The sequence below is a fragment of the Thalassobius vesicularis genome (assembly GCF_004799325.1).
In the GTDB taxonomy this organism is placed as follows: domain Bacteria; phylum Pseudomonadota; class Alphaproteobacteria; order Rhodobacterales; family Rhodobacteraceae; genus Thalassobius; species Thalassobius vesicularis.
Genome location: NZ_SSMD01000004.1, coordinates 66,448 through 89,187, shown reverse-complemented (window position 1 = coordinate 89,187; position 22,740 = coordinate 66,448). Strand labels below are relative to the sequence as shown.

The window sequence follows — 22,740 nt, the reverse complement described above, 5'->3', positions numbered from 1 at the left end:
GCGCCTCGCCCTTGCCTGATCTCATTTCCTCAAGCGATAGGAAGTTTTCGCCGTGAACGCCCAAATGAACGCGCAACGCGCATACTCGCAAACCGCGGGGTCCATCCGCACGCCCCGCAGCGTGGAATACGAAGCTTTTGCCCGCATCACGCACCGCCTGAAATCGGCTGCGGACTCGGGCAACATGTCCGGACTGGCCAGCGCCATCCATCTGAACCGCAAGCTCTGGACCCTGCTGGCGCGGGACGTCGCTGACGCGGATAACGGGCTGCCCACCGATCTGAGGGCACGCATTTTCTATCTGGCCGAGTTCACGAACGAACACAGCCGGAAAATCCTGCGCAAAGGGGCCAGCGCCCTGCCTTTGATCGACCTGAACACCGCCATCATGCGCGGTTTGCAACAACAGGAGAACGTGTGATGAGCGGACTTGTCCTGAAACTCGGCCCGAAAGAGCGCGTCCTGGTTAACGGCGCGGTCATTGAAAACGGCGACCGGCGCAGCCGTTTGTCGATCATGACGCCCGACGCGAAAATCCTCAGGCTGCGCGATGCCATTCACCCCGAGGAGGTGAACACGCCGGTGCGACGTGTGTGCTATGCCACCCAGCTGGTTCTTTCCGGTGATGCCGAACCCGGCGAAACGCGCATTCAACTGCTGCGCCGGATCGAAGAGTTGAGCCGCATTCTGACGGACACCGATAGCCGCAAGCTGCTGGACATGGCCTCCGACGCCATCATCCACGAGCGGTACTATGCCTGCCTGAAGGCCCTGCGCCTACTGCTGCCGCGCGAGGACCGCCTGTTGGCGACACGCGCATCATGAGCTTCCAGCCCATTCTACCTGCGACCGGACTGGTCGGCTGGAAATTCCTGGAACGGACCCAGGCGGCGCAGACGAAGGCGTTCAATACCTCGCCAACGATAACGCGAGACACAGAGTATTTTGCGGACCGCATCGCTGACATCAAATCGGCAGAGGATCTGGTTTCCGACCGCCGGTTGATGCGCGTGGCCCTTGGGGCATTCGGGCTGGATGACGACATCAACAACACCTTTTTCATCCGGAAAATCCTGGAGGAAGGGACGCTTGACCCGGGTTCGCTGGCAAATCGTCTGGCGGACAACCGATACGCCGAGCTGGCGAAAGCGTTTTCATTCGACTTGGGCGCGCCGAATACTGCCCTGTCGGATTTTGCCTCGGGCATCATCACGAAATATAACGCCCACCAATTCGAATTGGCGATTGGCGACCAAGACCAGACCATGCGCTTGGCCCTGAACGCCAAGCGCGAACTGAGTGAGTTGGCCGGCTCAGACGACTCGGATCGCACGCGCTGGTTCCAGATCATGGGCAACGCCCCACTGCGCGAGGTTATGGAGGTCGCGCTTGGCCTTCCTGACAGCTTTGCGCAGATCGACCTGGATCAACAATTGCAAGTATTCATGGAAAAGGCCGAACGCCAGTTGGGGATCGACAGCCTGAGTGATCTGACGGACGAGAACACGATGGGCAAGCTGATCGAGCGTTACATTTTGCGATCCGAAGTCCAGACGTCATCCCTGTCGGATGCGGGGTCGATTGCCCTTATTTTGCTGGGGTCCGGTTGACGGGCGGCCCGAGGGCGGCAGCACCTTCGCGGGCTTCTGCGTCGCGCGGGCGCGGCGCAGCATAAGCTGAAGTTTCGCAAAACTGGCGTCTGTTCCTTGCGTTTCGATCTGGCCGACAAACGCATCCAGTTCGGCCCAAACCGACACAGCGCGATCCAGAATTTCGTCATTTCCAGGCGTATAGAGCCCGGAACGGATCATCATTTCCGAACGATCATAGGCCCCCAACAACTGGCGCGCCTCGGCAATCAGGGCGTTTTCCGGTGCAGTCGCCGCACCAGGCAAACTGCGCGACACAGACCGGAGAAGGTTGATCGCAGGATAACGCCCGCGTTCCGCAATCGCACGGTCCATGACGACATGGCCATCCAGAACGCCCCTGAGGATATCTGCAATCGGCTCGTCCATGTCAGAGCCGGCGACCAAAACGCTGAACAGCGCCGTGATATCGCCCTGATCCGGCACGCCCGGCCCCGCACGTTCGCACAGCGACATGATCATGTGGGCAGTCGAGGGCGGGAAGCCGCGTAGGGCAGGTGCCTCGCCCGAGGCGACGGCAACCTCGCGGTGCGCCTCGGCGAAGCGGGTGATGGAGTCGGCCAGGAACAAAACCTGCTGCCCCTGATCGCGAAAATACTCGGCAATGGCCATCGCGGTCCAACCGCAGCGCCGGCGGGCAAGCGCAGATTGATCCGAGGTTGCCGCGACGATGACCGACCGCTGCATGCCTTTTTCGCCCAACGTATCCTCGACAAAGTCCCGCAATTCCCGCCCCCGCTCGCCAATCAGGGCGATGACGACGACATCGGCCTGCATGTTTTGCGCAAGATGGGCCAGCATGCTGGATTTCCCGACGCCCGAACCCGCGAACAAACCCAGCCGTTGCCCCCGAACGATGGGCAACATCGTATTCATCACCGCCAATCCGGTGTTCAAGCGCGGCCCCAACGCACGGCGCTGTGACGGCGCTGGCGGTGGCGATTGCAGCGCGCGCGAAACGAACCCACGCAACAACGGGCGGCCATCCAGTGGGCGACCATAGGGGTCGATCACCCGGCCAATCCAGTTCTCTGCCGGTGCAATGCTGGCGGGCGGGCAGAGCGCAACGGAATCGCCCAAAGATACGCCTTCGTATGGATCGTCGGGCAGCATGATCAGCTCGTCCGCTTCCAGCCGAACCACCTCACCCCGCAACGACGCACCGGTCTGTCGTGTCAGAACCAACTGATCACCGATCGCAGCGTGCCGGGCCAACCCCCTGACGTGAATGACGCCCGCCTTGACGCCCGACACCCGGCCGATCCGCCGCACTGCCGGGATTTTCGAAATCTGGGCCTTCAGACAATTCAGATCAGTCGCGAGCATCGGTCTCTCCAATCATTTTCTGAAAACGGTTTCTAAAGGAATCAGGGTTAAGCCTTGATTGAAATCGCCAAGGGAGAACCCCGAATGTTTGAGAATCTGGACATTTTTCGAATGGCCCAATCGATGGCCATCCACGCCGGGAAACGGCAGGCGCTGATCGCTCAGAACATCGCGAATGCGGACACGCCGGGCTACAAGCCGCTTGAAATCACCTCGTTTTCCGAAGTCATTCAACGCAGCAACGCTGCCGGACAGACCGCGCGAAACCGCCTCCCGCAAACGGTCGCGGGCTTGGAGCCGTTCGCCTCGGGCGACGGCTCTGCGCCGAATGGTAACGCCGTCTCGATCGAGGCCGAGATGGTCAAGGCGGTCGAGTCGAAACAACAGCACGATCAGGCACTGGCGATCTACAAATCCAGCATGTCGATCCTGCGCGGCGCCATTGGTCGACGCTAAGGAGGTTGGGATGAGTGACTTTCAATCAGCCCTCAGCGTCGCGGCAAGCGGTCTGAAAGCGCAGGCCAGCCGACTGCGGCACGTCTCGGAAAATATCGCGAACTCCGACACACCAGGCTACCGACGCAAAAGCGTTTCCTTCGAAAACGCGACGGATGCCAAAGGCGGTGTTCCTGAGGTCCGCACCGGCAAGGTCAATCTGGATCAGTCCGATCTGAAGCTATTGTACGACCCGTCGCATCCGCTTGCCGACGACTCCGGTCACTACGAAGGGTCGAACGTCGATCTGATCATCGAGATCGCCGACGCGCGCGAAGCGCAGCGCAGTTACGAAGCCAACCTGAAAATGTTCGAGCAGGCCCGGCAAATGTCGGCCAGCCTGCTGGATCTGCTTCGTCGTTAACCCCGGAAAATCCGGCTCGAAAACAGGAGAAACAGAATGGAAATCCGCACCCCCTTTGCCGCGCAGAACTATGCAGCCGCCAAACCCGCTACGTCGCCCCTGCCCGGCAGCGGCACCGCTGGAGAGATGCTGAAAGACGCCGCCCGCGATTTCGCCCAAAGCATGCAAGAGGCCGAAAATACCGCGAAGGCCGCGATGTCCGGAAACGCCGATCCGCATGCACTGGTTCAGGCTCTGGCGCAAACGGAACTGGCTGTCGAAACCGCGGTGGCGGTCCGTGACAAGGTCGTCGAGGCCTATCAGGAAATCTTGCGGATGCCCGTGTGATGCTGGACGAAGCCATCTATTTCGACACGCTTCGGCAGGGCCTTTGGGCCGCAGTCACGGTGTCGGCCCCCATTCTGGGCGTGGCCCTGGTGGTCGGCCTTGTGGTTGGCCTGTTCCAGGCTCTGACCTCGATCCAGGAAATGACGCTGACCTTTGTTCCAAAGCTATTGGCCATCGTCGCGGTCTTCTGGGTTTCGATGGGGTTCATGGCCGAAACGATGGTTTCGTTCTTCCAAAACAAGATCATCCCCGCAATCGTTGGAGGATAGCCAATGGACAACACAGGCTACACGACACTGACCCGGCAATCCGGCCTGATGCGCGAAATGCAGGTGATCGCCAACAACATCGCGAACGCCGCCACGACCGGCTTTCGGCAAGAGGGGCTGCTGTTTTCCGAGCACGTCAAGGACACGTCGAACGGCGAGTCTCTCTCGATGGCGACGGCAAACATCCGGCAAACCTCGATGCTGCAGGGATCGCTCACGCAGACCGGCGGCACGCTGGATCTGGCGATCGAAGGCGAAGGCTTCTTTCTGATCGCAACGCCAAGCGGCGAACGGTTGACCCGGGCGGGCAGTTTCTCGCCCGATGCGGCTGGGAACCTTGTGACGAACGACGGATTTCACGTGCTCGACTCGGGCGGCGCGCCGATTTTCCTGCCGCCCGGGGATTCGGATCTGAAGATCGCCGCGGACGGCACCGTATCGGCCTCAGGCCGCCCCATCGCGCAGGTTGGCCTTTATCAACCCCTCGAAGCCTCGGATCTGGTGCGCGAGGATGGCGTCATGTTCCGCGCCGATCAGGGCTTTGAGCCCGCCCCGGACGCACGCATCGTTCAGGGCTTTCTCGAAGCCTCTAACGTGGACCCGATCAGCCAAATCGCGCGGATGATCGAAGTCCAGCGCGCCTATGAGATGGGGCAAAGTTTTCTTCAGGCCGAAGATGAGCGCGTGAAGAACGCGCTTCGCAGTTTCACCAGCTAACTCACCAAAAGGAGGTGCAGAATGCGCGCTCTGAAAATCGCTGCAACCGGGATGTCAGCACAGCAAATGCGTGTCGAGACGATCTCGAACAACTTGGCGAACATGTCGACCACCGGGTACAACGCCCGACGTGCTGAATTTGCCGACCTGCATTACCAGCAACTGGCACGGGCAGGCACCGTGAATGCGGCCGATGGCACAGTGCTGCCGACCGGCGTTCAGCTGGGCTTGGGCGTCCGGCCGGCGGCGGTCTCGGTCCATCTTGCACAGGGTTCGCTTTCGGCAACACAGGGCGATCTGGATGTCGCCATTGATGGCAAGGGCTTTCTCGAAATCACGCTCCCGTCCGGGCAGGCAGCGTATACGCGCGACGGTGGCCTCAAAAGATCAGCCGATGGTCTGATCGTGACATCGGACGGATACCCCGTGTCGCCGGAAATCACGATCCCCTCAGATGCGCTGTCGATATCGATCAACGCGGACGGCGAGGTCTACGCCTATTTCTCGGAAACAGCCGAGGCGCAGCTGCTGGGGCAGTTTTCCCTGGCCGGGTTTTCCAACCCCAAGGGGTTGGAAGCGATCGGTAGCAACCTGTTCACCGAGACCGAGGCTTCGGGGCCGGCCAATGTCTCGACCCCAGGTCAGGACGGGCTTGGCACCCTGCGCCAAGGCTATCTGGAGGACAGCTCTGTCGACGCGGTCCGCGAAGTGACGGAACTGATCGAAGCCCAGCGCGGATATGAGCTGAACGCCAAAGTGATCTCGGCCGCCGATCAAATGCTGGGCGCAACGACGCAGGTGCGGTGATGCGGTTCCTGCTACTGTTTCTTGTGATCGGGACACCAGCTTTCGCCGACATCGTCGTCACCACGCGAACGCTGCGCCCCCAAACAGTCGTGACTGCGGCGGATCTGGCTGTCAGGCCGGGCGACATCGCGGGCGTGCCATCCGACCCGACAGAGCTGATCGGCCTGGAAACCCGGGTCGCCCTGTACGCAGGGCATCCCGTCCGACGCGGTGATGTCGGCGAACCTGCGGTCGTCGATCGAAATGAAATCGTGCCCCTTCTGTTTGAGCGCGGAGGGCTGACGATCCAGGTCGTCGGACGCGCACTCGCCAGGGCCGGCGCCGGGGATCGCTTGCGCGTGATGAATCTGGACTCGCGGACCGTTGTATGGGGTAGCGCGCAGCCCGATGGCACTGTGATTGTTAAGTGAGGTTAGAATGAACCTGCGGACTCCCATTGTTTTGACATGCGCATGCCTTGCAGCCGCTTGCGGGCAAGGCCCCATCGGTCGCGCCCCGGATTTTTCTCCGCTTCAGGGCAATTCCGAACAGCTGGCGATGCTGTCACCCGGCTTACCCCTTGTGGCTGACAAACGGCGGGTTGATCGCTCATCGCTTTGGACTTCGGGCCAATCATCGTTGCTTGGCGACAGGCGCGCGCTAAAGCAGGGGGACATCCTGACCGTGGTGGTGGAAATCGACGACAAGGCCGAGATCAGCAATTCGACCTCGCGCAGTCGGAACGGCACTGAATCGCTTTCCCTGCCCCACCTGTTCGGCATCTCACAGCGCCTGAACCGGCGCATGCCCGAAGGCGCCAGCATGGACGAGGCGGTTTCCATTGGATCCTCGAGTGAATCGAGTGGCGACGGCGCGGTGCGTCGGAACGAGAAACTGACACTGCGCATCGCCGCGACCGTGACAGGGGTTCTGCCAAACGGAATCCTCTCGATCGAGGGGCTGCAAGAGGTCCGGGTCAATTTCGAACTTCGCGAACTCGTGGTCGCTGGCTTCGTCCGCCCTCAGGACATCTCGCGCCAGAATGAAATCACCTACGACAAGATCGCCTCGGCGCGGATTTCCTATGGTGGTCGGGGGCAGATATCTGAAGTGCAGCAACCCCGCTACGGTCAGCAAATTCTGGGCCGGGCCCTGCCTTTCTGAGGAGCACACCAATGAAAAAGTTGATCCCGCTGATCCTTCCCCTGTTGGGCGTCTGCGCCGGCATCGGAGCTGGCATTTACCTGAAAACCGGCGCCGCCCCGCACGCTGTCACTGCCGAGGACCATTCATCTGCCGCGTCCGATCATGCCAACCCGGATCACGAGGGTGAGCCCCAAAGCCCGCCCCAATATGTGAAGCTGAACAACCAGTTCATCGTGCCGGTGATCGAGAAGGATCAGGTCAGCTCGATCGTGGTACTGTCGATCAGCCTGGAAGTTGAATCGGCCGACAGCGAAAGCATTTTCGCGATGGAGCCCAAACTGCGGGACAGCTTTCTCCAGGTGCTGTTTGACCACTCCAACATGGGTGGATTTCAGGGTGCGTTCACGAACGCATCAAAAATGGCCTCGCTGCGTCGGTCACTTTTAGCAGTGGCCAAGCAGGTATCCGGCGACAAGATCACCAATGTTCTGATCACGGATCTCGCTCGTCAGAACGTTTGATCGCAGCAGCTTCGGCACACATTTTCGCAGCAACTTCTTTTCTGCCGAAAGCAAACTTCATCTTCTGCAGACGGCGCTCCTTTTCGGCGAGGACCGCCGCCAATTCGGTGTTCAGCGATTTGCGCTGCTGGCCAAGCCAAGCCTGCCACATCACATCAGCCCCCCCGAAACGAAGGCCCACGTCGCTTTGAAACCGTGCCTGGGCATCTTCGCTGGCCTTTGACAACTTCGCCAATTTGCTTTCGATAAGAGCTTGTTGGCGTGTAGTTTCCTGGATTTCCGCACTTTGCATCGCGAAAACCAAATCCGTGATCTCAGCCAACTCCCGCAATTTCTCTTTGTCACTCATCGGAAACTACTCGCTTTCTTGCGCATCTTTTCAGCAAACCTAATCGCCACGGCGACGGCCCTGAAATGCTCTTCTCGGATTTGGGCATTCACATCCGTGCTGGCGTACAGCGCCCGGGCTGTTGGTGGGTCAGAGTGAATCGGGACACCGTTTTCTCGTGCTATCTGTCGGATTTGATACGCAATTTCGTCCACGCCTTTCGCAACGCAACGCGGCGCCTCTTTGGCGGTTCGGTCCCACTTCAGCGCCACGGCGTAGTGCGTGGGGTTCACAATCACAACGTCGGCCGATTTGACCTCGGTCACGATATTGCGCGATGCGACTTGTTGGGCCCGTTGCCTGCGCTGGTTCTTGATGTGGGGATCGCCTTCGGCTTCCTTGTGCTCGTCACGCATTTCCTTCATCGACATTCGATTTTTCTGAAGATGCCGATGCCGCTGCCACAGATAGTCGACCGCCCCGAACACAAACATTACCACCACCACGACAGCCAAAAATCGCAGCGAAATTGATCCCAGGAACACAATGGTAAGCGCCGGCTCTCTGCCAGGGCTCAGAGCTAGAAGCGGAAAACTGGAGTAAATGAAAATCCCCAGAACCGTGGAGAACACCACCAGTTTCAAAAAGTTCTTGCCGAAATCGAACAAGCCCGCAGGCCCGAATTTTTGCTTTGCGTTCGAGACCAATGAAATTCTTTGCAGCTTTGGCATCAGCTTCTGGGGCGTAAAAAGAAACGCGCGCTGCAAGAAAATCGCTATCGAAGCAGCCAGGACCGGGAACGCGAACCAAGCCCCGATATGAAGCCCGACTTCTGCAAGAAGTTGACCAGTTAACGTGCCCGACCCGCCTGCAAACAGGTCGGTTGAAATTGAATCCGCGCGCGCAAGGATGGCCGCGAGGGAACCACCCAGGCCCATCGACGCAGACTGTCCGAAAACCGCAAGCGCCAACAGAAGACCGGCAAGTGACGAGGCCGCGATAATGTCATTTGAGCGAGCAATCTCGCCTTTCTTGCGCGCCTCGTCGAGCTTCCGCTGGGTCGGCTCGAAAGACTTGTCTGAGTCGTCCTCAGAACTCATCTGACTACCCCCGATGGATTTGCCAAGAAGGAGTCTAGGGCCTCGAGCCAGATGGTCAGAAGGAAAGGCGTCAGAAGCGCGAGTAGCGCCAGGCCGGCGGCAGTGATCGCTGGAGCGCCAACGAATGCGACCATCAACTGCGGCATCGCCCGATTAATGGCCCCAAGCGCGAGATTGTAAAGCAAGGACACAAGAACGAAGGCACCCCCCAGCTGAAAGGCGAGTGAAAAGGCCGCCGCAACATTCGCCAGCGCCCAACTTGAGACCTGTGCTGGAGAAAAGAACTCCCCCGATGGGATCAAATCATAAGTGATGATGGTTAATCCCAGAAATTTTACGTGCAGACCTGCTTGCATGACCAGCGCTGTGCCAGCGATCGCAAATAGTTGCCCAATCGCCGGCATCGGCTCGGATGAGACGCCCAATATTTGCGAAAGTGACGTCGACTGTGCTGCGATAGTGCCGGCCGTTTGAAGCGCCATCAGCAGCAGTCGTAAACCCAGGCCAAAGATCAATCCGGCGAAAGTCTCTGCGAGGGCGAAGCGAACCAGACCGACCAACTCAAAAGCCTCGACATCGGCCACGCTGATCATCGGTGCGATGGCGACCGTCGCCACCAATGCCAAAGCAAGCTTGACCCGTACGGGAACGTACTGCTCTCCGAATCCGGGCAACAGCGCCACAATCGGCGTTACGCGCAAGAAAACCAAGAACCCGTGCCACAGGCCCTCGTTCCAGTATTCGAACAATACCGGCAATCCGCTCACGGCGCGACGACCCCGACTAGGGTGGGGCGGGCCTCCAGGCCGATCTCATCAAATGAGAGGATCGGTGCCGAAATTCCCTTGGCCTTTACCAGCGTTTTCAAGAATCTGCGCCGCTGCGTCGAGGTCACGACAGCCGCAAAGATCCCCCGATCTGCTGCCTCGGACACCTTTTCCGACATGTTGCTGGCCAGCCGATTGAATAAATCGGGCGGAAGCGCAACATTGCTGCCGCCGATATCTCCGTCCAGCTGATATGCGGTGAACGCTTCTTCCCATTCTGGCGCGAGTTGAATGAGGGGGATCGTACCGTCTGCCCGTTTCAGCCCCGCAACCAGCTGAAATCCCAGCCTTTGCCGAACATGTTCGCTGATGATGTCGATGCTCGGGCTGAAAGCGCGCCCTTCGGCAATCGCCTCAAGGATCAGCGGCAGGTTTCGTATCGATACCTGTTCCTCCAGCAACTGCTTCAGCACGCCTTGCAAGGTCTCGAAAGGCACCTTTTCAGGGATCAGATCATCCAGCAGTTTGCGGTTTGCCTCAGATCTGGCGCGATCGGTTTGGTTAACCATTTCATCCAGCAATCGGCGCATTGCTTTGAATGTCAGCAACTTGCTGAAATTGCGTTTGACCACCTCAAGCAGATGGGTCGCAAGAACCTCGGCCGGTAGGACAATTGTTGCACCCGCAAGTGCTGCCGCTTCCTGGTCCGTTTTTTCAAGCCATCGCGCAGGAGCGTTGTAGACCGGTTCGGCGATGTCTTCACCCGCCGGCAACGCCTTTGCATCACCGGACAAGAGAGCCAAAACCTTTTCGGAACGCAGTTTGGCGCGCGCAATCTCTACCCCTTGAATCCGGATCACATACGAGCCGGAGGGCAATGCGGGCTCATCCGTCAGGCGAATTTCGGGCAAAATAAGCCCATAAACGCTCGCCACATGCGTTCGCATGTTGGAAATGCGAACATCCAGTCCCGTAGCCGGATCCAAAACCATGTTCACTAGGTCCGGAGCAAATTCGAGATGGATATCCTCCAGGGCGAGAATATCAGCGATCGGCTTGTCACGCGGGATAGGTTCCGGTGCCGACACTTGTTCGTCCACTGCCATAGCCTGGCGCTTTCGGTGCAAATGAAAGGCCGCGTATGCAAGGCCGCCCCCACCGAGAACAAAAGGCAGGAAAGGAAGGCCTGGCACCAGCGCAAACAGCAACATAATCGTTGCAACCGTCGCCAGCGCGGTCGGATGTGCCCCCATTTGTTTGAGCAAAGTCAGGTCCGTAGCCCCAATCGCACCGCCCCGAGCCAGAAGCAGGGCGGACGCGATCGAAATAATCACAGCCGGGATTTGGGTCACCAGACCGTCCCCGACAGTCAAAATCGCATAGGTCTCAAACGCGGTTGAGACGGGCATGCCGTGAACAGCGACCCCCATGATCAATCCCATAACCAAGTTCAAAAGCGTGATCAGAAGGCCAGCTACCGCGTCCCCTTTGACAAACTTCGAAGCACCGTCGAGCGACCCGAAAAATGTAGTCTCGAGCTGTTCGCGTTCCCGCCGTTCGCGCGCCTCTGCATGGTTAATGGCACCGGCAGACATGTCACTATCGATGGCAAGTTGCTTGCCAGGCATACCGTCCAATGCAAAACGAGCGCCAACCTCCGCCATTCGTGCGGCGCCCTTTGTTATCACCATGAAATTGACGATCAAGAGAACGCCAAAAACCACCAAGCCAAGAAAAATGTTGCCGCCCATTACAAAGTTGGCAAATCCTTCGATAACATTTCCAGCAGCGCGAGTACCCGTGTGGCCCTCTCCGATAATCAGCTTGGTGGAGGATACATTTAGCGAAAGTCGCAACATCAAAGATGCTAACAGCACCGTCGGAAAAGATGAGAAATCCAAAGGCCTTTCTATAAAAAGCGTCATTGTAAATATGAGAATGGCAAGCGCAAAGGAAACCGCCAAGCCAACGTCTAAAACAAACGCTGGAACCGGCAAAACCATCATAACGATGATTGCCATGAGAGCGAGCGCGAGCAAAACCGGGGGTCTAAGCATCCACTTATGAAAGTTCACGCTTTCACTTCCTTTGTTAAGACCATGGATCTCATTTTCCCAATTAATTACAGCGTCTCCAGCATCAAAATATTAGAGATCAGACAATAAAAATTTCGTAAAAATTGGCCTTTTCGCAATGGATATTTGCATTTCAATTACGTTGTCTTGGAGTAACATCCATCGCTGGCAACCGCGTAAAGTTTACCAGGCGTTAAGCTTATGCAAGAAACACTATTTTGATATCTGCAGCCTCGCCATTGACTGAGCGACAACCCGCCTCAACTCTTTGCTTTGCCCCAATAGTTGCCCTCCAAAAGTGAGAGGGCTTTCCGTGATTAAATCACTACCTTTTTGATCCTGAGAAGAATGATCCAGTGTGTTCACTTCATTTGATCGCTCCACCTCAAGTTTAACCTCTAACTTTTTAGCAGTGGGAGAGAGAACTTTGTCAGATTCATCAAATATCCCAAGTTTTTGCATACGGTCAGAGGCTTGGCTATTGGCTTGAATAAGTTTATCTTGATCAAATTCAGAAAGCAAAGTTATGTACTTCAGAAACTCATAATCCGAGGCATTTTCCGTTAGCTGCTCGAAAAAAATTCTCGAAGCCGCAGTATTCTTGATATTTGTATCTAATAACATTTTGAATGCAGTTGAAAATCGCCCTGAACTCGAATCAGCCAACACTAACGCCACAATCAAATCCTCCGAAATATCACTTCCGCGATGCTGGTTGTAATAGCCTTTCAAAAGCTCACTCGTCTCAATGTCGACATTTCGACCAACCCTCACCTCTCGTTGAACATAATCTATAAGGTGCATTGGAGCCATTTCGGAGTTTTTCGCGATCAGCTGTGAAGCAATCTGCGCATCACCAGACCTGGCACCCTCTGACACGTCATCAGTCGCAGGCAATTCTAACCCGAGTTGAGTTTCTAGCTCATTCCCTTCATCCGCTTTTCGAAGCACAGTCTGCGCCAATTCACCCTCACCCCTATCCATCAGGATTTCAGCAAACTGGGACGCTAAAACCTCCTGCAATTGCTCAGGTAACTTTAGAAAAGCTGAGGTCGACGATAGCAATTTCTTGCCACCGATACCGGAAGTTTTCCGACCAACCAAAATCGCCCAAAAAACGATGTCGGAATTACAGGACCTGAATTTATCAAATGCACCGCTTGCCTCTTCCGGATTGGTTATGGCGTCTGCTAGGTCAGAAATTAGCGCCCACATTTGATTTTGCTTTGTCGATTGAACAAGGTTTTTTACCTCCTCGCCCATCCCAAAGCTGAGATACAATTTTGCCAATTCAAGTTTAAGTGCTTCATCAACTCCGTCCCCATCTACAGCCAGTTCACTTCGGAGTTTGGCAAGACTATCCGAAAACCCGTCCGTATACTCATGAAATATTGACGACAACGTGGAGTTCGATACACACGCAGCCTGGGCAGCACCGGCATTGCCCTCGCTCATCACTCTTTCTAATTCTTCATCAAGGTTGGGAAATGCATTCAGGTTGACACTGCTTGAGCTGATTTTTTCCTCAGCCTTGACCTCAATCCCATTTGGGAAAGTAGGTGTGGCCTGGAATTTTGCCAAACCCAACCCCGACGCCCGGCTCAATTGTTCAATCAAATTCCTTTCCGAGTCTTTCACCAATCGCGCGACGTCTGGATTCACCACGTCATCAGTTGGCATTTCTAGGGAACGAGCCGGTGAAACTCTCTCTGAATAACGCTGCTGCTCTTCTAATAGAGGATATTCTGACTTTGATCCGTCAACCACGTCTGTTTCGTTTTTAACGTGGGCAGGGCGTATGTCGAGCACCAGCATATCGCCACTACTTTCCTCTGCCTGGATTTCGCATTCACATCCGAGCGTAAGATCAAGAACGCCGGGGCTAGCGACTGCCGCGCTCAGCCGATTTCTATCTATTCTAGAAAAGGTATCGGAAAGATCAAAATCCACACTTTTGTCTGCAAAGGATACTTTGTACTGGCTTCCTTCTGACTCCAAACTCCAAGAATCGTTCGGACGCACATGCAGAACAACGCGAGTGAAATCTCCGTGCTCTCCAGTCCGAACCACAATTGGGCCTGCAAGTGAAACACTCGGCAACAAGGACAAAATAAAGGCAAACTTAACGAGCCGTTTCATTATGCCGCCCCTTGCTTGACAACCTTAAGAGCCTCTTCCAGATCCGAAAAACTGGGGCGACAGTGCGAGGGCGTATTTTGGCGGCCGACTTCGATGCAAATGTTGGTCGGGTGCTTGTACAAGTTTGCGACAAGCACCTCTCGGATCAGCTGGTAGAACTGACCATCCTCTTCAACAACTGCCTTAACTTTTGAGGCAAATGGCGCGACGAGTCCGTAAGCTAGGAAAACGCCCAAAAACGTCCCCACCAATGCGCCGCCGATCATTTTTCCCAAGATTTCAGGTGGTTGGTCAATTGACCCCATGGTTTTGATCACACCGAGAACAGCGGCAACAATCCCAAGCGCAGGCAGGCCGTCGGCAACGGTCTGAAGCGCGTGACTGGAATGCAGAGCGTGGTGGAGGTTCGCCTCCATCCGTTTTTCCATGACCTCTTCGACCTGGTGAGGGTCATCGTAGTTCATCGCGGCCGAACGAAGCGTATCGCAGATAAGGTTAACAGCCTCTCCATCGGACAAGATCTTGGGATATTTTGAAAAAATCGCGGATTCCTTTGGATTTTCGATATGCTCATCCAAGGCAACCGGATTGGTTCGTGCCACTCGAATAAGTTCGAACAGAAGGCAAAGCAGATCCTTGTAGTCTTCCGGCTTCCACTTCACGCCTTTGAAAACTTTCCCAATATCTTTCAGCGTGTGCTTGATGGCCGACAGGTCGTTGCTGATGAAAAACGCCCCGACTGCAGCGCCCCCGATCATCATCATCTCGAAAGGCAGCGACTTCAGAATGATCCCGAGTTTGCCTCCGGCGGCGATATAGCCTCCGAAAACCATTGCAAAGATGACAACGATCCCAAGTAGCCCAAACATCTAATTTTGACTCCTACGTTTTTCCGCAGATTGATCGACAGGCATTAAGAAATGCTGACCAACCTATTGAGTTGGCGCTTCTGCATTTCGTCCTGCCAGTACGGCACTGATCGTGTAGGCAGCGGTCGGACTGAGGCCCGCCATCACTCCGGCGGCCAGTTCTGGCTGCATTCGCGCCAGAAAGCCTGCTGCAAAGCTGGGTTCCATTTCCTCGAACAGCAGGGCCGCGTCCTTCGGCTTCATCGCTTCGTAAACCGCAACGAGTTTTCCGATGTCTTTTTCCGCAGCCTGGTCGGCGATCGCCAGAGTGCGGCTCAGCTCGTCCTCTACCGCCTTCAACTCTTCGAGTTTGACGGAAATGTCGCGCTCTGCATTTGCAAGCATCGCCATACGTTCCGTAATTTTCGCATCTTTTTCGTTCAGGCGTTTTTCACGGTTTTGCAGGACCTCGAACACCGCTCGCAGATCCTCATCGGTTTTGCACACTTCTTGCTGCACCACGTCATGGGGCTCCGGTGCCTCTTTGGGCGCGTCGATTTTGCTCAATACTTCCGATGCCTTTGCCCAAGCCTGCCCGCTGTTCACACCGACCCGAATGACGCCCGAGCAAAGCAGGAAAAGCGCGATCAACGACAGCGCGCTTCGTCCCACACGATGATATCGCACCTTCTTCTTGCTCATTGCTGGTGCCCCTCTTGCCCGTGGCGAAAGAACATCGCCTCGGGGCGTGTTTTCGGCTTGTGTTGCGGCGGGGCTTCGGCTGCGGGCAAGTCGTGCATGGACGCAACAAGCAGTTCCAATCGACGCGCGACCTGCTCGGCCCGGTCCGTCAGGTCATCCAGCGAAACCGTCGACGATTCCGCCACTTTCTGGGCCGAGGTCAACGTCTGGGTCAGGTCATCGACTTGCGACGACAGCACAGCGACGGCCCCGCCGATCCCATTCTCCAGATCGTTGAACCGGCTCAGCCTGCGCGACAGGACGAAACAGTAAACCCCGGCGCCAAGCGCGCCTGCGACCAGCAGTAAGTCAGCAACAAATTCCATCTTCATCCCTCTCTCAATTCAAAACGAATTCCATCACCAGAAGGTCGTTCACACGTCCCTTCCCCATGACGATCTGAATTCGGCGCAACATGTGGGTTCGGATTTCCACTAGCGCGGCCGGCCGCTCCAGATCGGACAGCTGAACGGCCCTGAGATAGCTGTTCAGAACATCCACGATCCGGGGCATCATCGCCTCGACCTCTGCCGCGTGGACCACCGGCGCCTCGATCTGCCCCCGGAAACGCAGGTGTCGGGCGTCTGCCGCAGTGCCCAGTGAGATCACCAGCGGCTCGATCGGGACAAAGGCGATATTCTTGTAATCCTGAGGGCCGCTGCGTGCCGCCGCCAGGGCAAAATTCGATTGGTCAGCGGCCGCCGCATGATCCCCGGCCGGCGCTGCATGTTCGGACGATTCGCCCAAGGGAATCAGCCCGGACTGGACCGCGTAAAACCCACCGCCGGCGCCGACCAAAGCCAGCAAAACCCCTGCAATCATTGGGATTTTCGAAGGTTTTTTCGTCTCTGTCGCGGCATCCGTCTCAGTTGCGGCCATCAATGCCCCCATCGGTTTGAACAAATCCTCAATAGACCGAGAGGCACTAACCGATTGTTAAGCCTGGTCGGGGAATATCGCCGTCACAGGGCAGAACGCCCGCCGTGACGGAGGAATGACGTGCAGCAGCTTCAACAGGTCTGGTCGGCGCTGGATTTGCGCAAACGTGTGATTGTTGGTTTCGCCACTTTGGCGATGTTTGCGGCGATCCTTGCGATGTCCAGAATGGTCACAGCTCCGAACATGGTGCTGCTATACGCGGGCCTGGAAAATGCAGCGGCGGGTGACGTCGTGCAGGCGCTAGAGGCGCGGGGTGCCCCTTATTCGGTACGGGGCACGTCGATCTTCGTGCCGAACGATCAACGGGATGAGCTGCGCATGACCCTAGCCAGCGAGGGGCTGCCAGCAAACGGTGGCAGCGGGTACGAACTGCTGGATAATCTGACCGGATTCGGCACCACCGCGCAGATGTTCAATGCCGCCTACTGGCGCGCGAAAGAAGGCGAGCTGGCGCGCACAATTCTGGCTAGCCCGAACATCTCGAAAGCTCGCGTTCACATCGCGAATACCAGCGCGACGCCGTTTCAGCGCGATCTGAAACCCTCGGCCTCGGTGTCCATCATCGCCTCTGGGGGTCTGTCGCCGAACCAGGCGCGGGCGATCCGATTTCTTGTCGCCTCGGCGGTGTCCGGGCTGCAGCCGGATGACGTCGTGGTGATCGACGGTGTCGGGAACGTGCTTGAAGTGGCTGAAAAGAACAGCGCCAACACGGGCGAGGACCGCTCGACCGAGTTGAAGGACCGCGTTCAGCGCCTGTTGGAGGCGCGAGTCGGGCCGAACAACGCGGTTGTCGAGGTCTCCGTAGCCACGATCAACGAGACCGAGTCGATCCAGGAACGGCTGGTCGACCCCAAAAGCCGCGTTCTGGTTAGCTCGGACACCGAAGAAAATACCAACAATTCGCGCAATGGGGCCGGGGGCGACGTCACCGTGGCGTCCAACCTGCCATCCGGCGATGCGGCTGGCGGCAAGGATTCGTCCGAGCAAACCAACCAGACCCGGGAACGCGTAAGCTACGACGTGTCGGAAACCCGGCGCGAGGTTGTGCGCGCGCCGGGTGCGGTCAAGCGGTTGACCGTCGCCGTTCTGGTGAATGGCATCATGGAGCCAGACGCCAACGGCACCCCGACGCTGAAACTGCGCGAGCAGGAGGAGCTGGAGTCCCTGCGGGAACTGGTGGCCTCTGCCGTGGGTTTTGACGAAGAGCGGGGCGACGTCATCACGATCAAATCGATGGCCTTCCAGCCCGTTATCCCCATGGGGACCGAGGCGACCTCCAGCCTACTGAACATCCCGCCGCTGGATTTGACCAACGTGATCAAGCTGGCGCTGGTCGCCGCCGTCACGCTGATCATGGGGTTGTTCGTGCTGCGGCCGATTCTGTCCAACAAGGACAGCCGCCGCCCCTTGCCCTTGCCCGCCCCCGAAAACTCCCCGTCTCCGGCGCTGAGCGGAGAGATCGACGAAAGCGACAGCGACCTGTCGAACCTGCCGGTGGTCGGCAGTCAGAACTCGTCGCTCATCCAGGGGGGGCGCACACAGGAAAACGCGGTCGAACGGCTCCGCTCGCTGATCAATGACCGCCGCGATGAAACCGTCGAAGTGCTGCGCATGTGGCTGGAAGACGAGGAGGAGGAAGCGTAATGGCGATCACTCACCTCCTTCAGGATTTCGACAAATTTCACGGGTCCGGCACCGAAACGGTCATCACGGACGCGACCCTGGAAGAGCACCAGCTTGAGGCGTTCGAGCAGGGGTACAAAGCCGGCTGGGACGACTCTGCCAGCGCCCATTTCGAGGACAGCGCCCGCCATAAAGCCGATCTTGCCGCGTCCTTGCAGCAGTTTTCGTTCACGTTTCACGACGCGCAATCGCAACTGCTGAAATCGCTCCGCCCGCTTTTCCAGCAAATCTCGGAAGCGCTGCTGCCCGAAATCGCCCGGGCATCCCTGCCGCAACTCGTGGCCGAACAACTGGCCCAGCTGGCGGCGGATCAGCTGGGCGACCACATGACGCTGAGATGTTCCGGCGCAGATCGCGCAAACCTGGAATCTGCGCTGAGCGAGTTCGGCGACTACGCGATCAAGATCGAGGCCGCGCCGGACATGAAACCGGGAGAGGTAGAGATCTCGACTGATCACGAAGAGCAACGCATTGATCTGACACATGTTCTAACCGGCATTGCCGAAGCGCTGGAAGCCTTCACACACGAAGCCGAAAGGAAAAGAAAACATGCCTGACACGTCAAAGACGACGGCCGACCCGCAAAAGAAAAATCCGTTCTCGGCGCTTCCGGTGGAAATCACGATTTCGGTCGGGAAAGCGCGGCCATTGATCCGGGATCTTCTGAGCTTGCAGGAAAACTCGGTCCTGGCCCTGGACCGGCGCATCGATGATCAGGTCGAGCTGTTCATCGGGGACCGGCTGATTGCCCGCGGCCAGTTGGAGGAAATGGAAGGCGACGCAAAGGGCCAACTGGCAGTGCGCCTGACCGAGGTTGTCACGCTCCGAGACATCTCAGCATGACCCTGACGCGCTTTGCCTTGCTTGCGGCCTTGGTATTTTTCCCGACCTTTGCGGCCGCGCAATCGGTGTCGATCGATTTCGGAGAGGGCACGCTGACCGGCCGCTCGATCCAGCTGTTTGTCTTGATGACGGTCCTTAGCCTGGCGCCCGGCATCGCGATCATGATCACCTGTTTTCCCTTTCTGGTGACGGTGCTGTCGATCCTGCGGCAGGCGATCGGCCTGCAACAGGCGCCGCCAAACATGCTGATCGTCAGTCTGGCCTTGTTCCTGACCTACTTCGTGATGGAGCCCGTCTTTACCCAGGCATGGACCGACGGTGTCGCCCCGATGCTATCATCCGCTTTGGGTCCGGAGGAGGCGTTTGAAAAGGCGCTGGTGCCCTTCAGATCCTTCATGGCCGCGCGGATCGACCATGCCACCCTTCAGGAAATCCTGGGATGGAGGGACGCAGTGCAGCCCGATGTCAAAGCAGAAGACGCGCCCCTTGCGGTGCTGGTGCCCAGCTTTCTTCTGTCGGAAATGTCGCGCGCATTTCAGATCGGGTTTCTGATCTTCCTGCCCTTCGTGATCATCGATTTGGTCGTGTCCGCCGTTCTGATGTCGATGGGCATGATGATGGTGCCGCCTGCCGTGGTGTCCTTGCCGTTCAAGCTGGCGTTTTTCGTTGTGGCAGATGGATGGACGCTGGTCGCCGGAGCCTTGGTCAACGGCTACATGACCAACTAGCTTTCCCCGCCCGCGTCCAGCCACGCCTCCACCTCGGCCCTGCGATGGCGGGACACCGGCACCTCTGTCCCGTCGGTCAGGATCAGAACCGGGTTGCCGTCACGTTTCGCCATTCTCTTGACCGCCGCATGACTGACCCACCAGGACCTGTGCGGCTGGATTCCGTCCCAGCCTGCGGCCTGCTCGATCATGTCGCGCAGCACGGCGCGCTCGGTCGCGGATCGGGTCTCGCAGTGGAACTCCACGTAGTGCTCGACCGACTTCATCCACTGCAATTGCCCGCGCAGGATCGTGCGCCCGTTCACCGACAGCGATTCAGCCGGGATTTCGGGCAGATGCACAACCGGTTCGGCTGGCGCCTCAGGCTTCACCTGCACCGGATCGGCCGTCATTGGCGGCATGTTTTTCGGCGCGGGGCCGGGGGGCGGGTTCTCGAACGTGACCTGCTGAAACCGCGGCAGGATGAAGGACACCGTGACCACCTCGATCACCAGGGCGATCAGGAAGTAGCGCAGCGCATCAATCCAAACACTCAGGGCCGAGACTCCTTGGGTGTCCACCAGCAGCCGGGTGATCGCGAAATTGGTCCAGACCATGATCACGACCGCGACCCCGAGCAACAGGAACTGAAAGACCGGCACATTCCATCCCGTCCGGCGCCGCAACTGCGAGTACAGCCAGAACTGACCGATCCACAGGAAGGTGACGAAATAGCAGATCACCAGCCAGTAAAAGAACCGCCCCACCAGCCCGGTTTCCAGCCCGAACATCGGCGGATTGAACAACGCGACCATCACGCTGAACAGCGACAGCTTCAGCAGCATCAGCCGCGACAGGCAAATGTGGAGGACACCCAACAAGTCCACGCGAAACGCCCTGCCATTCATGGCAATGACGCGCAATTCGTGACTCGTCACTTGGTTTTGCGCTGAATCCATTCGTAAAAAACGCTTACCCGATGGGTTTATACAGTTTGAGTTCGATCGCTTTTCGCCTGCCAGGTCATGAATTGTCGATTGGCATTTTGCCAGTTTGCCACCATCGGAATCTTGCCCGTGACAGAGATGTCACGGGCAACCTTTTCCAGACTCATCCGTTTGGTCAACTGGGGATTTCCACAGAGCGTAGCGTTACGGCTTGCCTTGCTGTGCAAACGCGCACAACCTGCCGTCAAGGGAAGAGGGTTTCGTGGAAATCGTAGCGTTTTCGGTCGCGTCGGCCGTTCTGATCGCATTGGGGATCGTGCTGACACGGTTCGGTCTGCGCGGGCTTGGCCCGATCAGGGGCGGCTCGATTTCTGTGCCGACCAGCGCGGTGATGTTTCTGGCCCTGTCCCCCGTTACCGTGGATTTCGCGAACTGGAATTCACACGCGGCGCTGATCTTTGGGGCCGCCGGGCTGATCTATCCGGCCGCCGTGACGCTGCTGACCTTTGCGTCGAACCAGCGACTGGGGCCGAACCTGACCGCAGCGATGGGCAACCTGACCCCGCTGTTTGCCATCGCGTTGGCCATGTTGTTGCTGGACGAATGGCCCCATCCCACGCAGGCTGCCGGGGTCGCGGTGGTCATGACCGGCTTGTTCATGGTGACGACGGCTCAAATGGGGGGGCTGCCGCGCGGGGCGTTGTGGCTGTTGGGCATCCCCCTTGCCGCTGCCTTTTTGCGCGGGGCGGCGCAGCCTTTGGTCAAGGTCGGCCTGCAGGACTGGCCCAACGCCTTTGCCGCTGCCCTGCTGTCCTACATCGTGTCCGGAGTGGTGATCTGGATCGTGCGCTTGATCCGCAACGCCCCACCCCTTCCCTTCGATCTGGCCGCGCATCTGTGGTTCGCGCTGGTCGGAGTCGTCAACGGCCTGGCGCTGGTGGCCATGTACGCCGCGTTGGCGCGGGGCCCGGTGGCCGTGGTCGCGCCAATTGTCGCCTCGTACCCGCTGATCACGATGGGCATGGCCTGGCTGATGCATGGGCGCGAACCGCTGTCCCTGCGCGCCATTCTGGGCATGGTGATCTCGGTCGCGGGGGTGATCCTGGTGCTGCGCGGCTGAACCCTTTCCCCTGCCGCCGTCATCGCCTAGGGTGCGCCAACCAAACCGGAGAGACCCATGCCCTTCACGCTTGCCACCTGGAACATCAACTCGGTCCGCCTGCGCGAACCGCTCGTCTGCAAGCTGCTCGAGGAAGAAGGCCCCGACGTCCTGTGCCTTCAGGAATGCAAAAGCCCGGTCGAGAAGATCCCGCTCGAACGGTTCCACGCGCTGGGCTACACCCACATGGTTGCGCGCGGGCAAAAGGGCTATAACGGCGTCGCGATCCTGTCCAAGCTGCCGATCGAGGATGTCGGCGACAAGGATTTCGCCGATCTGGGCCACGCGCGCCACGTCGCCGGGCGGCTGGAAAACGGCGTGACCATCCACAACTTCTATGTCCCCGCCGGTGGCGATGTCCCCGACCGCGAGGTGAACGAGAAGTTCGGTCAGAAACTGGACTACCTGACCGAGATGCGCGACTGGTTCCACGGTGACGCGCCGCAAAAGTCGATCCTGGTCGGTGACCTGAACATCGCCCCGCGCGAGGATGACGTCTGGTCCCACAAACAGTTGCTGAAAATCGTCTCGCACACGCCGATCGAGGTGGATCACCTGACCGACGTGATGGAGGCCGGCAAATGGGTCGACATCACCCGTCAGGACATCCCCGAGGGGCTGCTTTACAGCTGGTGGTCCTACCGCGCCAAGGACTGGGACGAGGCCGACAAGGGCCGCCGTCTGGATCACGTCTGGGCCACGCCCGACATCTCCAACGCTGCGCATGGCAGCCGCATCCTGCGCGACGCCCGCGGCTGGCAGCAACCCAGCGACCACGCCCCGGTTTTTGCAACCTTCGATCTGTGATCTGAACGCATCGACGGGTTGTTCCCGGCCCGCGCACGCTCCATATATGGGGCAACC

Annotated in this window: 30 protein-coding genes; 18 read left to right on the top strand and 12 right to left on the bottom strand. The window is 58.1% G+C overall.

From position 1 onward, the window contains the following. Nucleotides 1-52: 52 nt before the first annotated feature. From flaF to E7681_RS09395, 3 genes are read left to right on the top strand one after another with little or no spacing between them, the layout of a single operon-like run. Nucleotides 53-421 (top strand): flagellar biosynthesis regulator FlaF, encoded by a 369-nt coding sequence (gene flaF, locus E7681_RS09405; protein ID WP_136339035.1) that lies wholly within the window; start codon nucleotides 53-55, stop codon nucleotides 419-421. After that, complete coding sequence (gene flbT, locus E7681_RS09400; protein WP_136339034.1) at nucleotides 421-825, top strand: flagellar biosynthesis repressor FlbT; 405 nt, start codon at nucleotides 421-423, stop codon at nucleotides 823-825. The genes flaF and flbT overlap by 1 nt, the downstream gene beginning before the upstream one ends. Beyond that, nucleotides 822-1,610, top strand: coding sequence for a DUF1217 domain-containing protein (locus E7681_RS09395; RefSeq protein ID WP_136339033.1), 789 nt, complete (start codon nucleotides 822-824; stop codon nucleotides 1,608-1,610). The genes flbT and E7681_RS09395 overlap by 4 nt, the downstream gene beginning before the upstream one ends. Here E7681_RS09395 and E7681_RS09390 read toward each other — a convergent pair. After that, entirely contained in the window at nucleotides 1,557-2,975 is a 1,419-nt protein-coding gene (locus tag E7681_RS09390; protein WP_136339032.1) for a FliI/YscN family ATPase, read from the bottom strand. The genes E7681_RS09395 and E7681_RS09390 overlap by 54 nt on opposite strands. An 84-nt stretch (nucleotides 2,976-3,059) precedes the next feature. On the opposite strand from E7681_RS09390, the gene E7681_RS09385 reads away from it, so the two are divergent. From E7681_RS09385 to E7681_RS09345, 9 genes are read left to right on the top strand one after another with little or no spacing between them, the layout of a single operon-like run. Then, complete coding sequence (locus E7681_RS09385) at nucleotides 3,060-3,431, top strand: FlgB family protein (RefSeq protein ID WP_136339031.1); 372 nt, start codon at nucleotides 3,060-3,062, stop codon at nucleotides 3,429-3,431. 10 nt (nucleotides 3,432-3,441) lie between these two features. Beyond that, nucleotides 3,442-3,834 carry a flagellar basal body rod protein FlgC gene (flgC, locus tag E7681_RS09380; RefSeq protein ID WP_136339030.1) on the top strand — a complete coding sequence of 131 codons (393 nt, stop codon included), beginning with the start codon at nucleotides 3,442-3,444 and terminating at the stop codon, nucleotides 3,832-3,834. 36 nt (nucleotides 3,835-3,870) lie between these two features. Further along, the gene (fliE, locus tag E7681_RS09375; protein ID WP_136339029.1) at nucleotides 3,871-4,161 is read left to right on the top strand and encodes a flagellar hook-basal body complex protein FliE; all 291 of its coding nucleotides are present in this window, start codon (nucleotides 3,871-3,873) and stop codon (nucleotides 4,159-4,161) included. Beyond that, a complete protein-coding gene (locus tag E7681_RS09370) occupies nucleotides 4,161-4,430 on the top strand; it encodes a flagellar biosynthetic protein FliQ (protein WP_136339028.1) in 270 nt (89 codons plus the stop codon). Before fliE ends, E7681_RS09370 begins: the two co-directional genes overlap by 1 nt. A gap of 3 nt (nucleotides 4,431-4,433) precedes the next feature. Beyond that, the gene (locus E7681_RS09365; protein ID WP_136339027.1) at nucleotides 4,434-5,147 is read left to right on the top strand and encodes a flagellar hook-basal body complex protein; all 714 of its coding nucleotides are present in this window, start codon (nucleotides 4,434-4,436) and stop codon (nucleotides 5,145-5,147) included. Between the two features lie 21 nt (nucleotides 5,148-5,168). Then, nucleotides 5,169-5,954 (top strand): flagellar basal-body rod protein FlgG, encoded by a 786-nt coding sequence (gene flgG, locus E7681_RS09360; RefSeq protein ID WP_136339026.1) that lies wholly within the window; start codon nucleotides 5,169-5,171, stop codon nucleotides 5,952-5,954. Next, nucleotides 5,954-6,364, top strand: coding sequence for a flagellar basal body P-ring formation chaperone FlgA (flgA, locus tag E7681_RS09355; RefSeq protein ID WP_136339025.1), 411 nt, complete (start codon nucleotides 5,954-5,956; stop codon nucleotides 6,362-6,364). Before flgG ends, flgA begins: the two co-directional genes overlap by 1 nt. A gap of 7 nt (nucleotides 6,365-6,371) precedes the next feature. After that, nucleotides 6,372-7,097, top strand: coding sequence for a flagellar basal body L-ring protein FlgH (gene flgH / locus E7681_RS09350; RefSeq protein WP_136339024.1), 726 nt, complete (start codon nucleotides 6,372-6,374; stop codon nucleotides 7,095-7,097). Between the two features lie 11 nt (nucleotides 7,098-7,108). After that, nucleotides 7,109-7,600 carry a flagellar basal body-associated FliL family protein gene (locus E7681_RS09345; RefSeq protein WP_136339023.1) on the top strand — a complete coding sequence of 164 codons (492 nt, stop codon included), beginning with the start codon at nucleotides 7,109-7,111 and terminating at the stop codon, nucleotides 7,598-7,600. On the opposite strand, the gene E7681_RS09340 is transcribed toward E7681_RS09345, so the two are convergent. The 9 genes from E7681_RS09340 to E7681_RS09300 form a co-directional block, all read right to left on the bottom strand. Beyond that, entirely contained in the window at nucleotides 7,572-7,949 is a 378-nt protein-coding gene (locus E7681_RS09340; protein ID WP_136339022.1) for a hypothetical protein, read from the bottom strand. The two genes, E7681_RS09345 and E7681_RS09340, sit on opposite strands and share 29 nt — an antisense overlap. After that, nucleotides 7,946-9,028: an EscU/YscU/HrcU family type III secretion system export apparatus switch protein gene (locus E7681_RS09335; protein WP_136339021.1), complete on the bottom strand. Its 1,083-nt coding sequence runs from the start codon at nucleotides 9,026-9,028 to the stop codon at nucleotides 7,946-7,948. The genes E7681_RS09340 and E7681_RS09335 overlap by 4 nt, the downstream gene beginning before the upstream one ends. After that, nucleotides 9,025-9,777, bottom strand: a complete 753-nt coding sequence (locus tag E7681_RS09330) for a flagellar biosynthetic protein FliR (RefSeq protein WP_246032455.1) — start codon at nucleotides 9,775-9,777, stop codon at nucleotides 9,025-9,027. The genes E7681_RS09335 and E7681_RS09330 overlap by 4 nt, the downstream gene beginning before the upstream one ends. Before the next feature lie 14 nt (nucleotides 9,778-9,791). Then, nucleotides 9,792-11,816 carry a flagellar biosynthesis protein FlhA gene (flhA, locus tag E7681_RS09325; protein ID WP_246032454.1) on the bottom strand — a complete coding sequence of 675 codons (2,025 nt, stop codon included), beginning with the start codon at nucleotides 11,814-11,816 and terminating at the stop codon, nucleotides 9,792-9,794. 267 nt (nucleotides 11,817-12,083) lie between these two features. Continuing rightward, nucleotides 12,084-14,009, bottom strand: coding sequence for a hypothetical protein (locus E7681_RS09320; protein ID WP_136339019.1), 1,926 nt, complete (start codon nucleotides 14,007-14,009; stop codon nucleotides 12,084-12,086). Continuing rightward, nucleotides 14,009-14,878: a flagellar motor stator protein MotA gene (motA, locus tag E7681_RS09315; RefSeq protein WP_136339018.1), complete on the bottom strand. Its 870-nt coding sequence runs from the start codon at nucleotides 14,876-14,878 to the stop codon at nucleotides 14,009-14,011. Before motA ends, E7681_RS09320 begins: the two co-directional genes overlap by 1 nt. 63 nt (nucleotides 14,879-14,941) lie before the next feature. After that, nucleotides 14,942-15,559, bottom strand: coding sequence for a MotE family protein (locus tag E7681_RS09310; protein WP_136339017.1), 618 nt, complete (start codon nucleotides 15,557-15,559; stop codon nucleotides 14,942-14,944). Continuing rightward, on the bottom strand, nucleotides 15,556-15,924 hold the full coding sequence (locus E7681_RS09305) for a SlyX family protein (protein ID WP_136339016.1): 369 nt from the start codon (nucleotides 15,922-15,924) through the stop codon (nucleotides 15,556-15,558). Before E7681_RS09305 ends, E7681_RS09310 begins: the two co-directional genes overlap by 4 nt. A gap of 13 nt (nucleotides 15,925-15,937) precedes the next feature. Further along, the gene (locus E7681_RS09300) at nucleotides 15,938-16,477 is read right to left on the bottom strand and encodes a flagellar basal body-associated FliL family protein (RefSeq protein WP_136339341.1); all 540 of its coding nucleotides are present in this window, start codon (nucleotides 16,475-16,477) and stop codon (nucleotides 15,938-15,940) included. A 120-nt stretch (nucleotides 16,478-16,597) separates the two neighbouring features. On the opposite strand from E7681_RS09300, the gene fliF reads away from it, so the two are divergent. The 4 genes from fliF to fliP are packed head-to-tail and all read left to right on the top strand — an operon-like array spanning nucleotide 16,598 to nucleotide 19,791. Then, the gene (gene fliF / locus E7681_RS09295) at nucleotides 16,598-18,181 is read left to right on the top strand and encodes a flagellar basal-body MS-ring/collar protein FliF (protein ID WP_136339015.1); all 1,584 of its coding nucleotides are present in this window, start codon (nucleotides 16,598-16,600) and stop codon (nucleotides 18,179-18,181) included. Continuing rightward, complete coding sequence (locus E7681_RS09290; protein ID WP_136339014.1) at nucleotides 18,181-18,777, top strand: FliH/SctL family protein; 597 nt, start codon at nucleotides 18,181-18,183, stop codon at nucleotides 18,775-18,777. Before fliF ends, E7681_RS09290 begins: the two co-directional genes overlap by 1 nt. After that, nucleotides 18,770-19,063 carry a FliM/FliN family flagellar motor switch protein gene (locus E7681_RS09285; RefSeq protein ID WP_136339013.1) on the top strand — a complete coding sequence of 98 codons (294 nt, stop codon included), beginning with the start codon at nucleotides 18,770-18,772 and terminating at the stop codon, nucleotides 19,061-19,063. Before E7681_RS09290 ends, E7681_RS09285 begins: the two co-directional genes overlap by 8 nt. Continuing rightward, nucleotides 19,060-19,791 carry a flagellar type III secretion system pore protein FliP gene (gene fliP, locus E7681_RS09280; protein ID WP_136339012.1) on the top strand — a complete coding sequence of 244 codons (732 nt, stop codon included), beginning with the start codon at nucleotides 19,060-19,062 and terminating at the stop codon, nucleotides 19,789-19,791. Before E7681_RS09285 ends, fliP begins: the two co-directional genes overlap by 4 nt. On the opposite strand, the gene E7681_RS09275 is transcribed toward fliP, so the two are convergent. Both E7681_RS09275 and E7681_RS18940 read right to left on the bottom strand, forming a co-directional pair. Further along, the gene (locus E7681_RS09275; RefSeq protein ID WP_211089781.1) at nucleotides 19,788-20,648 is read right to left on the bottom strand and encodes a LytTR family DNA-binding domain-containing protein; all 861 of its coding nucleotides are present in this window, start codon (nucleotides 20,646-20,648) and stop codon (nucleotides 19,788-19,790) included. The two genes, fliP and E7681_RS09275, sit on opposite strands and share 4 nt — an antisense overlap. A 107-nt stretch (nucleotides 20,649-20,755) precedes the next feature. Then, nucleotides 20,756-20,896, bottom strand: coding sequence for a hypothetical protein (locus E7681_RS18940; protein WP_211089780.1), 141 nt, complete (start codon nucleotides 20,894-20,896; stop codon nucleotides 20,756-20,758). 83 nt (nucleotides 20,897-20,979) lie between these two features. On the opposite strand from E7681_RS18940, the gene E7681_RS09270 reads away from it, so the two are divergent. After that, complete coding sequence (locus E7681_RS09270; protein WP_168733183.1) at nucleotides 20,980-21,837, top strand: DMT family transporter; 858 nt, start codon at nucleotides 20,980-20,982, stop codon at nucleotides 21,835-21,837. Nucleotides 21,838-21,894: 57 nt separating this feature from the next. Next, nucleotides 21,895-22,683 carry an exodeoxyribonuclease III gene (locus tag E7681_RS09265; RefSeq protein ID WP_136339009.1) on the top strand — a complete coding sequence of 263 codons (789 nt, stop codon included), beginning with the start codon at nucleotides 21,895-21,897 and terminating at the stop codon, nucleotides 22,681-22,683. The last annotated feature ends 57 nt before the right edge of the window (nucleotides 22,684-22,740 follow it).